13 protein-coding genes are annotated in these 16,095 nt (G+C 55.1%); 1 reads left to right on the top strand and 12 read right to left on the bottom strand.

Going from position 1 to position 16,095, the window contains the following annotated elements:
- The first annotated feature begins 280 nt into the window (after positions 1-280).
- The gene (locus ACA054_RS07525) at positions 281-1,105 is read left to right on the top strand and encodes an LPO_1073/Vpar_1526 family protein (protein ID WP_497688835.1); all 825 of its coding nucleotides are present in this window, start codon (positions 281-283) and stop codon (positions 1,103-1,105) included.
- A 144-nt stretch (positions 1,106-1,249) separates the two neighbouring features.
- Here ACA054_RS07525 and ACA054_RS07520 read toward each other — a convergent pair whose 3' ends face one another.
- The 12 genes from ACA054_RS07520 to ACA054_RS07465 form a co-directional block, all read right to left on the bottom strand.
- Positions 1,250-2,956 carry a glycosyltransferase gene (locus tag ACA054_RS07520; protein ID WP_497688834.1) on the bottom strand — a complete coding sequence of 569 codons (1,707 nt, stop codon included), beginning with the start codon at positions 2,954-2,956 and terminating at the stop codon, positions 1,250-1,252.
- A 402-nt stretch (positions 2,957-3,358) separates the two neighbouring features.
- A complete protein-coding gene (locus ACA054_RS07515; RefSeq protein WP_497688833.1) occupies positions 3,359-3,709 on the bottom strand; it encodes a hypothetical protein in 351 nt (116 codons plus the stop codon).
- 20 nt (positions 3,710-3,729) lie between these two features.
- A complete protein-coding gene (locus ACA054_RS07510; protein ID WP_497688832.1) occupies positions 3,730-4,239 on the bottom strand; it encodes a glycoside hydrolase family 24 protein in 510 nt (169 codons plus the stop codon).
- A 69-nt stretch (positions 4,240-4,308) separates the two neighbouring features.
- Positions 4,309-5,592, bottom strand: coding sequence for an SGNH/GDSL hydrolase family protein (locus ACA054_RS07505; RefSeq protein WP_497688831.1), 1,284 nt, complete (start codon positions 5,590-5,592; stop codon positions 4,309-4,311).
- Positions 5,593-5,790: 198 nt separating this feature from the next.
- Entirely contained in the window at positions 5,791-6,561 is a 771-nt protein-coding gene (locus ACA054_RS07500; RefSeq protein WP_497688830.1) for a hypothetical protein, read from the bottom strand.
- 22 nt (positions 6,562-6,583) lie between these two features.
- Positions 6,584-8,524 (bottom strand): SGNH/GDSL hydrolase family protein, encoded by a 1,941-nt coding sequence (locus ACA054_RS07495; RefSeq protein WP_497688829.1) that lies wholly within the window; start codon positions 8,522-8,524, stop codon positions 6,584-6,586.
- A gap of 12 nt (positions 8,525-8,536) precedes the next feature.
- On the bottom strand, positions 8,537-11,074 hold the full coding sequence (locus tag ACA054_RS07490) for a phage tail protein (RefSeq protein ID WP_497688828.1): 2,538 nt from the start codon (positions 11,072-11,074) through the stop codon (positions 8,537-8,539).
- Positions 11,058-11,516, bottom strand: coding sequence for a CHAP domain-containing protein (locus tag ACA054_RS07485; protein ID WP_497688827.1), 459 nt, complete (start codon positions 11,514-11,516; stop codon positions 11,058-11,060). Before ACA054_RS07485 ends, ACA054_RS07490 begins: the two co-directional genes overlap by 17 nt.
- On the bottom strand, positions 11,513-12,373 hold the full coding sequence (locus ACA054_RS07480) for a phage/gene transfer agent baseplate hub protein (RefSeq protein ID WP_497688826.1): 861 nt from the start codon (positions 12,371-12,373) through the stop codon (positions 11,513-11,515). The genes ACA054_RS07485 and ACA054_RS07480 overlap by 4 nt, the downstream gene beginning before the upstream one ends.
- Positions 12,370-13,020, bottom strand: coding sequence for a DUF2460 domain-containing protein (locus ACA054_RS07475; RefSeq protein WP_497688825.1), 651 nt, complete (start codon positions 13,018-13,020; stop codon positions 12,370-12,372). The genes ACA054_RS07480 and ACA054_RS07475 overlap by 4 nt, the downstream gene beginning before the upstream one ends.
- 9 nt (positions 13,021-13,029) lie before the next feature.
- Positions 13,030-15,795: a hypothetical protein gene (locus ACA054_RS07470; RefSeq protein WP_497688824.1), complete on the bottom strand. Its 2,766-nt coding sequence runs from the start codon at positions 15,793-15,795 to the stop codon at positions 13,030-13,032.
- Positions 15,796-15,874: 79 nt separating this feature from the next.
- Positions 15,875-16,075: a hypothetical protein gene (locus ACA054_RS07465; protein WP_497688823.1), complete on the bottom strand. Its 201-nt coding sequence runs from the start codon at positions 16,073-16,075 to the stop codon at positions 15,875-15,877.
- Positions 16,076-16,095: the final 20 nt, after the last annotated feature.

The following is a 16,095-nucleotide window of genomic DNA, read 5'->3' as shown; positions in this document are numbered from 1 at the left end:
AACTCAACCTAGGGTCTAACATGCGTTCCATTTTTATATTCGTTCTTTTCGTAGCTTTCGTCGCCTGCATGAGCTGGGCACTCATGAGGCCCGGATTTGATTCCATAACCGCAGCGATCATCTCACTTGGAACTCTACTGGGAGCATACATTGCAAAAGGACGGACCGAGCCGAGCCAGTCGCAGACCACAGGACCGAATTCGGTTGCGATTCAAGCAGGACGCGATGCACACATTAATAAGTGAGGCGAGAAATGTTCGGATCTAGTCAGGATCAAAACGTGGGCAATGGTTCAACAGCGATTCAGGCCTCAGGCAATGTCACTTATGGTATGACATATTCTGAAGTCAATGACTTGTGCAAACTTCTTCACGAAAAAAATTTCCCTATTCTTCGCGCCGAAGCCCAAGCTATAGCAGATGAGCGCGTTCGACTGTTCGCAGAGGGACTGGGCCAACAAATTGTCAATGCCGCTAGAAAGATTGACGCCGAGAAGTTCAAAGATCCCGACGTACAAGCTTGCCTGCACGATGCCGTGGCCTCTGCCGCTCGTCGAGGAGAGGATAGCAACCCAGAAACTCTTTGCAGATTGGTCATTGAAAGAATTTCGAATCAATCAAATAGCTTCAAGGATATCGTTATATCCGAGGCAATCCAGGTAGTTCCAAAGCTAACACAACAACACATCTCCACACTATGTATTACACACGTCGTCCAGTCGATGTATTTCGGAACTATAGTATCACTCTCCCAACTAGAGCTTGTCGCCGCTGAGCTGGCTCCATTAATACAAAATTGCATTGAATTATCCGAAACTCAGAAAAGACACATGCAATACTCCGGAGCTTGCGCGTACAATCCGCTACAAATAATAGATCCATACGAAAGAATGTTTAATTCGTATAAATCCATCGGGTTCAGAACAATAGACGCTTTTAGATCAGCCCTTATAATAGAGGCGCCAACTTTTTCTGAAATGACAAGAATGTATGGCGCACAAAAACTTTATAGCATAAACCTTACAAGCGTCGGCCAAGCTATCGCTCTAGCGACAATAGCCAAGCACATACAACTAGATCTGGACTTCTCCATCTGGCTAAAATAAAACCAAAAGAAACTATTTGAATCTTCCACCGTGCAATTGATTTACATAAATATACGGATGGATATTTTGCGATAAAGAATGGCTTTCAATCAAAAAAACAATTGGGGCAGCACTCGCATATAGGAGCGCTACCCCATATGCATACTAATTGAGCAGCTTGAACGTCAACGCCTTCAAAGGAATTGTTCCCTTATGAACGCTTCCGTCCTGAGCGATCTTAATCGCATACCTGAATGAGCCAGGTTCATGGGTGATGCTGTGAACTCGATAGATCCCAGGCTCAAGCTTGGAATACGTATTGCTGAACGTTTTGGTCCGGTCGATGCGTATAATCTCTACTCGCCGCACCCCATCGAGCGGGCGACCAGCAATTTCTTTATCGGAAATGAAAATACTTCCCGAGCTACTCGAGTTAGTATTTTCAAATATGACTCTCTCACCAAAAGCGCCCTGATACCTTTTGGTGCTCACTAAGCAATTGACCAGTTCGACCCACTTCTGACCGATCAACTCTGGAGAGTAACGTTCAGAGCTTTCAACTCCACCTTTCGACAATTTATCAAAAAGAGAATTGTCACGCGCCAATCGAACTATTTGTGCGGCACATTCGCTTTCGCTATTTACAAGAAAACCATTCTCGCCGTTTTGAATAATTTCCTTTGGACCATAATTTGAGTCGAAAGAAATGACTGGCGTCCCTACAGACATAGACTCTAACAAGCTGAGACCAAACCCTTCCGAGAGAGAACTAGAAAGAGATGCTCTAGCTCTTCTGAACACTGTATCCGGATTTCGCGTGTACCCTTGCATGAACACGTTTTCAGAAAGCTCCAACTCATGTATCAAGTTCGTGAGCTCGCTTTCTAACGCACCACGGCCCCAAATCTCCAGCATGAGTTCGGGATCTATCTCTACTGCCAGCTTGAATGCCCTTATAGCGCGATCAATATTCTTCACCGAATCAAGCCGAGAAACAATAACAAATAGCTTTGATTTCCTTTGAACAGGAATATCGTCTTTAAAAACTGTTTTAGAATTTGGAATTACCGATACTTTTTGATCAAATCCGAATTGCTGCTCGATATCCTTTCGCTGAGCCTCTGTCAGCAGAACAAGAGTATCGCAAACTTTAGCATTATCAATAATCAACTGACTTCTAGGCTTTATCGCACTACCGTAGACATACGGATCAGCAAAATGATTTCCATGAAGCGTTAAAACTTTTTTGGTATTGTTGGATGAAATATTCGCTACGATATCACTAGTCGATGAAGCATCTGCTACAACTACCGAAAATGATGCTTTTTTGGATAATTCCTCAAGCCAAAAAGTGCAAGCATCGTCTCTGGTCTTAAATGTATGATTCTCAGTAGGTGACACGTTCAACTGAAATGAAACCGACTTACCAGATTCATCGAGAAGTTCGCGAGCAAACACGACTCCTGCACCATTGAAAAACTCAACAGACTGAAGCTCTGTAGCCCCCACAAATCGAGATCTGCGCTTCGGCACCGACAGAAGCGATGACACGGACAACTTACGTAACTGAGGCTTACTCTTAGATTTTGCGAGGAACTCAGATAAAGCTCCATAATAAAAAAAGAAGTTGAAGGCTAGAACTTCCGAGTCAAGCCTCCCGTCTCTTCTTAACACCTCAATTGAGTTGGCTAGGCCAGCATCATAATCGATTGAAACGACATACGAACCAAACCCGTTCTTGCCAAGCACGCCAGCTCTGTTGAGAGCTGCTCGTGTGACGCCACCAGCCGTGGCAGACAATCTATTAAGAACAGATATAACTTGAGTTCCTGCGAGCTCTGATCCCTTCCTTCCCAGCAATCCACCAAACATTAGCTCGCACCCTCATCCATGGTAATTGGCCATTATGCCATCGGTTTTGGCTCAGGCGTAACAATCCGGACGACGTTCACGTCATTGCGCTGCACCTCAAAAGGATGGAAAGCCTAAACAGCGATGTCCTTACGGGAGCCGCAAGTCATTTGCATGCAGCGATTGCCGCTTGCTGTCTCTTGGCGAATGCCATTCGCTGCCTACGCTCGGCCAGCAGCGCGCGAACTTTGACCTGAAGGCTGTCCGTTTTCTTCAGGCTCGCGGCCGCAAATTCTGGCTCTTCAATTGGAGATGTCTGACAAGGCACCGCTACTGGCACCTCTACTCGGACGGCGCGGACCTCTGGCTCACATACAGCACATCCGGATAGAAGTATCAGGCAGGCAACTATCGTCGCATTCTTCATAGGCCAAGCTCCTGATCGATGACAGTTTCCGTCGCGGTGCATTGATCGCCAGCGATGCTCTCCTGCTGAATTCGATTGGCTGCTTCGGAGTGAAGCCTTGACTCTAAAGCGGCCTTGGCAATCGCTTCATCTGCTGTTTTCTTGCGATTATTAGCCATCTTTGACAAATCACCGAGCTTTCTGCCCTGCTCACCGGCCAGCATTTCCAGGTTGTCACGAGCTACTTTGACGATCGCAGATTCATTATTGGCATTATCGAGTAATGGCCGGTAATGCTGAGCCGCCATCCACACCCCAAGCCCTGCACCTGCTGCCAGTAGTAAAAGGATGGTTCCCAGAGCGAACACTACCTTTGTCCCAAGCGAATTCACGACAGCACCCCACCTGCCAAACGGAACTGCTTAATCAGGTCCTCTATCCGGTGCTCGGGTTGGCCGTAACCCGCATCCGGGAGACTGGCCCAAATGTTCCGGCACTTCTTGATTGCGGCTTCGATCCGGCCAGCGTGCACGTCGTGTAGCGCCCTGCATTCGCGGATATGCTGCAGAGCGACCAGGTCCTGGCTAATAGGGCTGAAGTCAGGCAGTTTGAGCAGCGCCCGGTAATGCGGCCAGTCCTTGAGCATCTGCTGGTACCGACCGGATGCGTTCGAGGTCAGGCCGCGGCTATTGATCGTCTTAGATCTGCGTTCACGGGCAAAGGGATGGTCCGTGAAGTCTTTAAACAACTCCGGTTTCTTGTCGATGCCTGTGACGATCACGTCATAGCCATCCATGGCCGTGGCCGGTGACGTGGAAGTGCCTTCTGCCCAAGCCAGCATGTCGAGGAATGCAAGCGCATTGCGGCTGCCAGCTCGGCTTTCTGAAAGTCTTGCCATCACTTTTCTCCAGACGAAAAAAAGCCCGCTCGGTGCGGGCTAATTACGGTTTATTAATAACTTTGATGACTACAGCTGAGAGATCCTATCCACCTGGTTGTCGAGCAACCCCAATGCGGCACCCCCGATAAATGGCGCCATGGCTTTGTAATAGCCATATTGTGAGGCGCCAGACGGATGAATCGGATCAGCCCAGTTTCCTGCAATGAACCCATCATTCCCAGCCTCTTTTGCAGGCAACTCATAACCGCATTCCGGGTTAGTCATTGCCCATAAAGGCGCCACGATCAGGAGCGGGTCACCGAGATCCTTTGCAGAAGCGCGCATTGCCCTAATTATTTTGGCGTAGCTGTACGTCCACAGCTTATTTCTAGCGTTCGCAATCGCAGTGGATGGAAGCGTTCTGATGATTCTAGCTTTCGGCCAGGCCGCCCGAATTTGCGAATGAATAATCCTATCGTTGTCGTAGATGCAATCGTAAACCTTGGAGGTTGACCTATCTCTAGCGTCGTTCGTACCTAAGGCATTGATCACAACATCAGGTGTCTCTAAATCAAACCTCGCTTGATAGAACGCGCAATCAAAAACATATCCGTTACGAATAAGATCAGACGAATCATCTGGCTTTGCGAGACGAATAAAGGGATTGTAGGTAACCCTCCCCCCCTTACCCAACTCCAAAAACGCCCCCTCCTCACCGTCTGCCACTGGAATGGCTCGATCGTTGATCGCGTATGTGAAATCTCCACTTTCCCAGCCAGAGCGGCCCTCACTGAAGAGTCCATCCGACAGACCTTCAGCATTCATCCCTTTCAGGAGTCCCAACATTTGTGGATTAAACCCGAGCTCTCGTAAGTACTTATTCAGCAACCTTGATCCATCACGATTAACTATACTGTCGCCGATCATCAATACTTTAATTGGGGTTCCTGACTGTTTCGGAACACGAATGATGTTCAACGTGAAGAAGCGACGATCATCCGTCGAGTTAACCGTCCTTAGGTTAAGGATGGCCTCCCGCCCTAAATCTTGACTTACCGGAAGCGTGCTCCCGGTGTATGAGCCTGAGGACCTTGTTCCACCAATAGTAAATATGACATCCTTTGCCAACTCTCTGCGCGTCAAGATATTCGCAGGGTAGATAAATGACGACTCTGACTCAGCCACCGCAATCGTCGGCTCGAATAGCAATCCCCCTCTAAACGGGTGAGGGGTAGAGGAAGTAACGCTTGGCTCTTTTGATTCGCTTAATGCACGAAGTTTGCGCAACAGAAATATCGAAATGATAATTGCGGCGAACGAAGCAATTGCTAGAACAGCTAGAAAAACGATCGTAATTTCGTTGTCTAACATCAAATCTCTCATCTATCCGTCTTGTCCATTTAAAGGCGGAACCGAGGTCCGAAAACAGTCGCCGTGATTTTTATGTCTGATTCTACGCCCATAATAGCAATAAGCCGTTATGCTGAAAACATCATCCAATGCGACGTAAAAATCAGGACGAAAAAATACCGCTTTTCAGCGGCTAAGGTTTTTCGTCCTGTGCGTTATTTAGACGGCTATTCCCAAGCGACTCATGCGCGCTCGGATCTGCTCCACCACCAAGGCCAATTCGGCATCCGTCCAGGCCACATTCGCCAGAATGGCCATCGAAATATCTACCTCACCAGCAAAGCCCGAACTGCCCCCACCACTGCCGATGCGCATTCTTAGACCGTTCAGCACTCGCTGGGTGGTGCTGGTGCTGTCATTGCGAATACCCAGGGTCACGTTCTGGATCGTGGTGGCGCCGTTCTGCCTGACCCGCACGGCACGAATACCCCACGACGTAGGAACATCACCTCCCACACTGAACGGGCTAGAACTGTGCCCACCCGAACCATTGTCACGCGCACCGTACGATGTCAGCGTATTGGAGGCCACGTGGCCCAAGGCGATGCCACCCGAGACGCCGGTATAGCCCGGGGAATTGGTTTCGGAACGGAAATTGCCGGCATACATCGGCGTGTTTGCGTCCCCTGCTGCGTTCGATCCGTCGGGTACCGGCGCTACAGCCTTACCCACGACGATTATAGTCATACTGGCTTCCTCTGCAATTTGCGTCTGCAGGAAGTTGGAATTGCCCTTGAAACGCCCGTGGGTCGGGAACGCTATGGGGTTCCCCACAACCACCCCATTGGGTTGACCTGGGGAACGGTTGACAGCGAATCGGGACACATCACCGTCGGTGGTGAAATACCCCCGCATCCCACGCTGGACCGGACAGATGATTTTCGAGTTCGGCGATGCCAATGCATCTTGAGCAACAATCAGAACGCCCATGTATAAATTCCTTTCACAATGATTAGAGAGAGCCGATAGCGGCAGCGGCGATGTACGGTGCCATCGCCCGGTAGTAACCAATTTTCGATGACTCTTCAGGATGGATATCGTCAGCCCAATTGCCGCTGACAAAACCGTCTGAACCCGGGGCGGTATCAAGTCGCAGATAACCGACTTCGGGATTGGTCATCGCCCACAGCGGAGCGATGGTAAGTAGCGGGTCGGCCAGGTCCTTGGCGCATTGCTGGATGGCCTGAATCCCCCTCGAATACCCACGAGTCCAGAGGCTGTTGCGATCGTCGTTGACCGAGGTGCCGGGGACTGCACGAATGATTTTCGCTGCCGGCCAAGCCGCGCGGATTTGCGAATGAATGATCCGGTCGTTGTCGTACACGGTGTCGTAGACAGTGGCCTCGGCGCGATCGCGAAAATCATTGGTGCCCAGCGCGTTGACGACAATGTCCGGCGTTTCCACGAACCCGGGGAACCTGCTCTGATAGAAGGCACAGTCAAATACGTAGCCATTGCGCACCAGGTTAGGGTTGTCTCCCACTACCGCCGGACGGATGAAGGTGTTGTAAGCGACTCGAGCTCCTTTGCCCAATGCGAGAAACGCTGCCTCTTCTCCAGGAACAATAGGCAGCGCTCGATCGGTCACCGCGAAGGTGAAGTCGCCACTTTCCCACCCTGAGCGACCTTCGGTCATCGGACCGTTGCTGGTCACACCGTCGGCGCCGATCCCGGCCAGCAATCCAATGAAGGTCGGAATGAACCCCAACTCGCGCAGATACAGGTTCATCAGGTAAGCACCCTGTCGATTGACGATGCTGTCACCGATCATCAGCACCTTGACCGGCCTGGCCGACTGCTGCGGCACCTTGATGATGTTCAGGGCCATGAACCGACGGTCATTCGGTGAGTTGCGCGGGCGCAGGTTCAGCACAGCGCCGGCACCGTAGCTTGCAGTGACCGGCAGCTCATCAGCCGACCTGGCCGAACCGGTGGTGGTGCTGTTGAGGGAGGCGACTACATCCTGGATACGATCCCGATGGGTCAGCATGCTGGCCGGATAAAGCGTCGGTTCGAAGTTTTGTCCAATGGCAATCTTGGGCTGAAATAGTAGACCTCCTTCGAATGGAAGGGTCACCTCCCCTCCACCAGAGGATTGCGGGGTTTCCAACGGGTCCCATATCACCTGATCGAATGCATCGACATACACAACGCTGGGATAGTCGGTGTATCGGAACTCCATCGGTCCTGCGATCGTTCGGGTCGGGTCCGAATAGAACGCGGCATTACCCTCGGCATCGAGCAGCCCCATTCCTTGACCGCCACTGATCAGTCCGACAAAGGGCAAACTCATGCGTTGATTGGTCAGGTCTGCAAATAGCCCGCCTTCAGGGTCAACGATTTTCATGATTTCAGTTTCAACCGCGGCTGAACCGAACCCACGAATGATGGAGCTGATGTTTTTGACTGCGGTCCAATTTGCCAAGCGGTCTAGCTCAACGGCCATGCCACCGACATTTTTATAAAGAACCAAGTACTCGTCGGATACAGGGGAAGGCACGACAAAGTACGGCTTACCGGACGCCAAACCTTGAGCCACATCGTCCGCCCAGTTGGAGGTGTATTGAGCCGCATCGCGTGCAGACTCCGCACGCTCTGCGGCGGTCAGCGTCGCCGACAACACATCGGCGGGGTCACTGGTTCTGATATCCACCAGCAACGGCGCCACATACCCTCCACGGCTGATCTGAATATCGATGCGGGGAGCCGCCGTGTAGAACAGCACCCGACCGTTACCATCGGCGGTCAACGGGTTGGCCAATGCAAAGGCGCCCTCCGCGTCTTTCGCTAACAATGCGTGATCACGCGTCCCAGTGATGAACACATTGACGGTTGCACCAGGCAGCAGAGCGCCGTCCTCTGCCCGTGCGGCGAAGAATTGAATGGGTTGCATATTGAGTCTCTATCAGGTGTTGAAAGAAATTGCCGGAGCAAAATTGAGCTGGGAGCGGGTACTGCTCCAGGTGTCGTAAGCAGCTGCGCGCAGGAAGTACGTGGAGCCCGCAATCAGGCCTGTAATCTGCCCGGCAGGGGCGGCTCCCTGATAACCGACAGTCCCTGCAATCGTCGGATCAAAATCGGAAGTGAGAGAAAACACGAACATGTAGCCAGCGGCATCCACTGCCCCACTCGCATCACAACTGACGTCTGCCGTGGTTCCGCTTACAGTCGCGGCTGTCCCACCCACTACCGGCGGCGCGGTGTTGGTTACCAGAAGCGATGCCCCCGGCGCGTTGCCGGCTGCGTTGCGTTCTATTACTTCCACTCGATAGCTACGCACCAACGCACCATCGACCAACGCGTCAGCACGCTGATAAGTGAATGACGTGCTGGTAGTACTGACCTCACGTAACACCGTATTGGTCGCCGCGTTGCGAACCCTCACCAAGTGGTCCTCAACCCGCGCACCAGCTACCCAGCTCACCGTGAAGTAAGGCGCCTCAAACGATCCGATCAGGCTCAGCGCTTGTGCAGCTCCGGGCACGACCCGAGCCGGTGACAAGGTCACGCTGTAGGCGGCAACATCCGCGAGATCCTCGGTCGCCCTGCCGAACACGTTGAACGATCGAAACTTGACCCATATCGTTTTGCCAACCTGGTCAGGTGTGTAGCTGTACTTCCACACCGCATCATCGAGACGCACAAACGGTGCACCCGTAGGGTGGGCCGCCACTGCAGTGCTGAGCCGGCCACGCCTCAAGTACTCCAGGTCGTAAGCCCCAACGCCTGTTAATGCAGCGTCTCGGTAACTGAGCAACTCACCGTTGACCCAGCAAAGCGTCCCGCCGCTGTCAGCTTCTGCGGTGGTTACCGCCGTCAGTTCGTCCGGAACGGCAAGCAACACGGACAAGGTGTTCGTTGTGTCTGGATCGCCGCCTGCGGCCAGTGGCGCCGAAAGGTGCCCCATCCGGGCACCGCCATAGATCGATTCAGCCATCCAATAGCTATCGCCATCAGCGCTGATCCACAGTTCACACCCGCCCCAACTGTCGCCGGCGCCGGTGACTGCCCCCCAAATCTGGTTATCACCTCCAACCAGCAGGCTTTCGGGCGGATTGAACATGATGGGCGGCAGCACTGGACCTGGTTCCGTGTTCTGGTTGCCCTGGTAGCCCGCCTTACTCTGTACCGGGTAGTTCGGCGCACTGCCCACCCCAAGCAGGGCGTCTTCAGCGACCACCGTCAGCTTGCCTTCATCGTCCTCCTCGACCGAGATCAAACGGACCAACCGACGATTTAATTTCAGGCCGGGTTCAGTGACAGTGACCAGATCCATTGGCTCCAGCAGCACATGCTGCCAGCCCAGCGAAAATTGATATTCGTTGCGGATGTACAGTTTGCGCTGGACCAGCAGCTGCGCCGCGTGCGCCCCGATGGCTACGTCACAGATCTCGTAGGCCTTGATGGTGTCCATCGGCCTCGAGCCGAACTGCTCGATCGCGGCCTGGTCGACGCCTCGAACCACATCGGTGTTGTATTCATGGGCACGGTCGAGGATCTCCAGCGAAACCTCGTTGTAGCTGTCGGCCTGGCTCTTGATCTTGAGCTGGACGGGCGGCTCGCCCTCCTCGGCAAGAAAATCGTCATCAGTCAGATGGGCAACGGGCGTCGTGTTCGGGTACCAGGTGACCCCGTTGCCGGTCACCACCTGGTCGCCAAAAGGAACCACCTTCAACTTGCCTGCCGACCAGTAGATCTCGCTGTTGGTCAGTTGCAGCCAGCGGGCGATTGCCTCACTGGCGGGCGCCTGCTCATCGAGCACCGGACTCAACAACAGGTTTTCGGCCAGGCAATAATCGCGATAGCTGCTCAGATCCGCTATCCAACCAGGATCAAAACCAACCCCATCCAGCGGATCAAGGAGCAGGCCAGGCAGAAATTCCCCCGGGTTAGCATCCGGCAAGCCCGGTACCTGATAAGGACCGTCGACCTCGAACGTGTGATTCTGCACACCGGCACTGTCATTGAGCCGGTACCGGGGGGCGTACACATACGCAGTGTCGGAATAAGCAATCGCCTCGTCCGGATGCTTGATTTCAAGGAAGCCCCACACCTCCTGATTCCGTACTCCCCTTTTGAAACTGAAACCGATCTGTGACAGCGCGGATTTCGTCACGCCATCCACCACTTTTTCGCTGAACACTTCCTTGTCGCGAAAGATGCGATGAACTGCCCCTAACCGGCCTCGGCCAATGGCCAGGATCAAAGCGGCATAGTATTTGTAGGTGGTGTCTTGCTGCGTTGCGCCACCGCCACCCTTTCCCCCCGACTTGGTCTTTTTCGTTTTGGCGACGGATTCGAAGTCGGTGTAGTAGATCAGGTTGGGGCTGATGCGATTGCGGCCCGCGATCCAGGCGATCGGTTTGCCACTGGCGCTGCTTTGGACCTGCAGGGCATTAATGCGTGTTGCGCTGTTGGAGATGGTGCTACTGCTGCCTCCCATCGTTCACCCCATAGTTGTTCAATGTGTAATAGCGCACCCGCCGACAGGCCAGATGCTCTTCGCGTCTGTCCGCCAACTCGACGCCGATATCCCGGTACGCATGAATCACCTGGTACTCATTCACCACGATGGCCCCGTGGCTGTAGGTGCGGCCGAACTGCCACACCGCGACATCGCCGGGTTGCGGCGATTCGATCTCGCGCCCAAACAACTCCAGCCAGCCCAGGTAGCGCTCTTCGCTGCGATGCAGGTGCCAGTCCTGGGCATAGGCCCCCGGATCAATCAACGGCATCAGCCCAGCGGCGAAGAACACCTCGATCAGCAGCCAGGCGCAATCGACACCAACACCGATAAGGTGCTGGCGATGCTGATAAGGCGTGTTGAGCCAGCCACGCGCCTCGGTGATAACGAGCTCGCGCTGCAGTGTTTCCTGCGGGCTCATACCGAGGTCTCCGCCACAGGTATGAACGGCATCGCTCGGTAATGAGCGCGATTGCCGAATTTGTTGGTGCAGGCATCCAGCGTGCGGGGACACCCCGGGTAGATCAGAAACTGGTCACCGGCCTGCGGCTCGGCCGGCAAACCGAGAATCAGCGTCACATCACCGTCTCCGGTGTGACGCCTCACTGTGCGGGCTACGCCGGCATTAGCCCCATTGATGAAACGGATCACACCCTGGTCGAACCAGCCCTGATCGGCGGAGACGGTACTGCGGATGCGCAACGCCGTGCTACCCGCTTGCACCAGTCCGGCGGTTTCAAACAGCGCACGGTTAACGCCGCAGTCGCTGCTGTACACCGTGCGCAAGCAGGAAGGTTGGTAGACCCCTTTCGGCACCTTGGTATCAAGCAATTCCATCGGCGACTTCACTGCGACCGTGGCCTGCTCCCGATCGGCAGGGTCGACCTCGGCTACACGTCCGATGAAACGAGTGACGGTGCCAACAACTGGCGAACCCCAGTCGCGCATGAAGGCCCGGGCCAACATCAGTGAAGCGCCGTCAAATCCGCCTCCTGCGATGAATGGCAGCACCGCCTCGCCCAACACCGTGTCTTCCAATCCCGCAGAAAACGTGACACTCAAGGTGTTGACCTCAATGCCGCGAACAGCCCGCACGCCCGAGCGTTTGATCAGCGGGCCGCTGGCTGAGTAGTTCTGGCCACCGGAGTAGACCTGGATGCCTGCATCGGTGTAGCGCAGTACCTGTCCACTGGCCAGGGTAATGGTGTACAGATCGGCCATGACAAAACTGCGCGCCGTAGCCAAGAATTCCTTTAACGCGGGGGTGACATCGATCATGGTTTGATACTCGTGAAAGCGATGTTCTTCATTTCCCAGATAGTCCGGAAAGGTTGGGCGCCATCGAGCGAATCTCCATCAAAAGCGCATCGAAAGAAAAACGCGCCAGTCCAGACCAGCGAGGCACCAACAGGCGGTGGAACGTCAAAGGTCACGCGGCCTATTCCGTCGACGCTGTACGCAGTAATCGGTATCCCACCCACCCGCAGAGCATCGATGTTGACCACGCCGTACACCGGCTCCACCCAGCTCCCAACAGCGCGAGACAACTGAAAGGCGGTGGTGGAGCCATCTCCGGTACCGAAGCGATGGTTGGTGACCAGGTGATCGGTGCGATCGAAGTACAAGAACTCACCGAACTGGCCTTTTCGGCTGTTGAAGAAGTCCACCAATCGTGACCATTCATCCAGACCCGGCCGCTTGCGCACGGCGTTGTAGCTGATCTGAAAGGACCACAGCGGCGCCGAATAGTAGGCCGTCGTACGGCGTCGGCCACTGACGGCCTTTTGAACCCCGGTGCTCCATTCGGGTGATTTTTTGGAGAGCAAGGTTTGCCCCGGCATGCGTGGCAATACCCCTTCAACCACAATGCCCCGGTCCGGATAGCCGGCGATCCAACGCGGTGGCCAGAATGGACCTAACGCCATGATTCCTCCTCACGCTTTGATGGCGCCGTTGCGTCGCAGTTTTTGCATTTCCTCGGCAAACACCCGGGCATTGCGCCGGATATCCGCCGGGGTGAGCCGGCCGCTGTGATCGTTGTAGTGGTAAACACCGCCGCCGCCCAACTGGCCTTCGCCATTCGCCGCCTGGCGAATGACATTGGCGTACTGTTTGGGCAGGACCATTTCTTGTTCGTGAAGCTGAGTCAGGGGGTTGGTACCGGCAGGAATGTCATAGCCGCCCTCGGCGGAAGCGACGTTTTTCACCAGCCCGAAGACGAACGCACCGGCGGCACCAGCCGCCGCCACACCCAACGCTGGACCAATAATGGGAATCGCTGTCATGGCCGCAAATGCACCCGCCATGGCCTGCCAGGCGCTGGCCATGATGTTCTTGATGCTGGCCGCGCCCCAGATCGCCACGGACATTGCAGCGCCGCCCGCCTCGGCCGCAGTACGCACCCCGACACCGGCAACCGTTGCACCGGTTTTTGCGGTCTCACCGAACAACCAGGCCATCAACGGGGCGGTGACCATGTTCTCGATAAACGCGCTACCGATGCTGCCAAAAATCCCGTTGAGCAAGCCCTGGGTCGACATGGTGCCGGTCAAGATGCCATTCAGACCGGTGGTCCAGCTGGAACGCACGCTACCAACCATTCCGGTCCAGTTGTTCTGAGACTCCATCGTTTGCTGACGGCCAATGACCGCTAGGCTGTTGCGATGGGTTTGTTCGAGCGCAAGAATCTGCTGTTGCACTTGCTGCAGGGCGACCGGATTGCGATCCGGATCCTGCTCCAGCAACTGCTTGCGCTGGGCCAGGGCCGCCGCTTCGATCGCGTAACGCTGTTGCTCAAACTCGGCCTGCGACTGCAGCAATTGCCCCTGGGTGATCAGGTTCGCTTGCAGATCCAGTTGAGCCATCTGTTCGGCGTGCGAAATCTCCGAGAGCCGAGCCTGCTGATCAGCCGCCAACTGTTGCTGCTTCATGTTGGTGATCTGCTGTTGCTTCTCACGCTCGATCGCCACCACTTCAGAGGCCGCCTGGCGATACTCCTCGCTGTCCTGGCCGTACAACTGGCGACTGCGATCCAGCACCTGCTGGGCAATCTGCAGGCGGGCCTCCATGTTGTTGCGGTACATCTGGGCCTGGGCCTGCAGATCAGCAAAGGCAGACCCTTCGTCTTGCTTGCGCAAGCTGGTCAGCGCGCCCAGATAGTTGCGCTGGACACTCAACCGCTCAGCCGCGCTGAGGTCGGTGCGCTGCAACATCGCCTGCCAGTAATCGACTTCCTTTTGCAGCGAGAACTGCTGAAAGGTTCCCTGCTCGGCTTGCTGCTGGGTGTGTGCCACCTTCTGCGCGTCCAGCACTTCAGCCCACTGGCTGACCCGCGACTTTGAAGTGCCGCCGTCCGCTGTCGGCGTGTCCGGCTTGGCCGGTGGCGGGGTGTTGCCCTGCTCCAGCGCCTTACGATGTTCAATGGCCGCCGCGTAAGCCGTTTCCAGCTTGGTGAGGCGCATCACCTCAAGGCCGTAGGCCGTGGGGCGCTGCTGCGCCTGCTGCTGCGTGGAAAGACGGGTATCTCCCTTTGCCGCCAGCTCGGCGACCTTTTGCCGTTGTTCTTCGATCCGGGCCAAACGCGTCTTCATGCCCGCGTCGACTGTTTCGATCTTGTCGGAAGTCAGCTGCATGGCTTCCAGTAACAACCGTTCTTCTTGCAGCGAGCCTTCCAGCTGCGCCTTGCCGCCACCGCCGCGGGAACCCTTGTTATCCAGATTCGCCAACATGGCCTCAAGGCGTTTGACGTTGCCGGCGACTTCATCAACGGTGACGCCGGTCCCAGTGAGGCCCTTCAATACGCCATTGAACCAGCTCGCTGTTTCGGCCAGGCGCTTGTTCAGGCTGATGAACGCAGGCTCAAGAATCGTACCGAGGGTGACCTTGAGTTCGTTGCTCTTGGTGTCCAGCTCAGCCTGGCTGCCCGTCAACCCTTGCGAGGCTTTGGTGGCGTTGCCGACTTGCGCTTCGGTTTCCTTGAGAATACCGGTGTACTCGGCCTGAATCTTTTGTGAGTCGCTGAGTTTGTCGCGAGTGGTGCCGATGCTTTTGGCGTACTCCTCCCACATTTTTGCCACGTTTTTGGTGACACCCGCATTGTCGACCAACGCGGAGTTTTCGTTCTTGAGACCCTCGGTTGCGCCTACAACGGCCTCAGACATTCCGAGGTTGGCCTGTCGGTTAAAGGCGGCAGCGTCCTTCAAACGGTTGATCACCAACACCGCCTGATCAACGTTGTAACCCCGACTCAACAGGTTCTGCAGGGACTTAGCCGCATCACTCACAGTGATCAAGCCATCGGCGGAAAGCTTCTGGGCCTCTTCCATTGCCCGACCAATGCCCACACCCGCATGGTTGGCCACCGCCTCGAGCCCGCGGTAAGCAGACTGCTGCTCAAGCAGTGCCGCCTTGCTGTCGCTGACAAAATCCTTGATCGCAACGGCGGAAAATACGGCAGCCATCGAAGCACCCAAGGCCAGCAGGTCGCCTTTGATTTTGGCCCCGACAAAACCGAACGCATCATTGGCGGCCGCACCCAATCGACTGATCTGGGTTTGGCTGCCCACCATGTCGGTGTTTATGGCCCTCAACTCACGGTTAAACGTGCTTCGCGCATCGCGCATGTTGCGCTCGATGCTTTCTACTGCGAGGTCAAAACCCTGCGTGCCGGCAGTGAACTGGTAGGCAATGTTTCTTTCCATGCCGACACCTCAAAAAGTGGGGGAAGAAAAAGCCTCCGACGATGCGGTGGCTCTTCAGGTGTTGAATGATGCTGCTGCCCTAACCGGTCCCGCCCGGAGCGGAGAATGCATCCAAGGCGCCGCGTAAATGCTCTGGCAAATCGGCCCACAGATCCTTTGCCATCGCGGCGAGGTTCGTGGCCAGATCCGGCGCATCCGCCACCGGCAGATCCGGTTTGAAGCCCAGGTAACCGGCGGCCAGGACATGCAGCGGCGGATGTCGCTGCCAGTAGTCCGTCATATGCCCCACCATGACCATGT

It is taken from the genome of Pseudomonas sp. LBUM1653 (assembly GCF_059716115.1).
The sequence above is the reverse complement of the archived record's forward strand: the minus strand, read 5'-3'. Positions and strand labels throughout refer to the sequence as shown.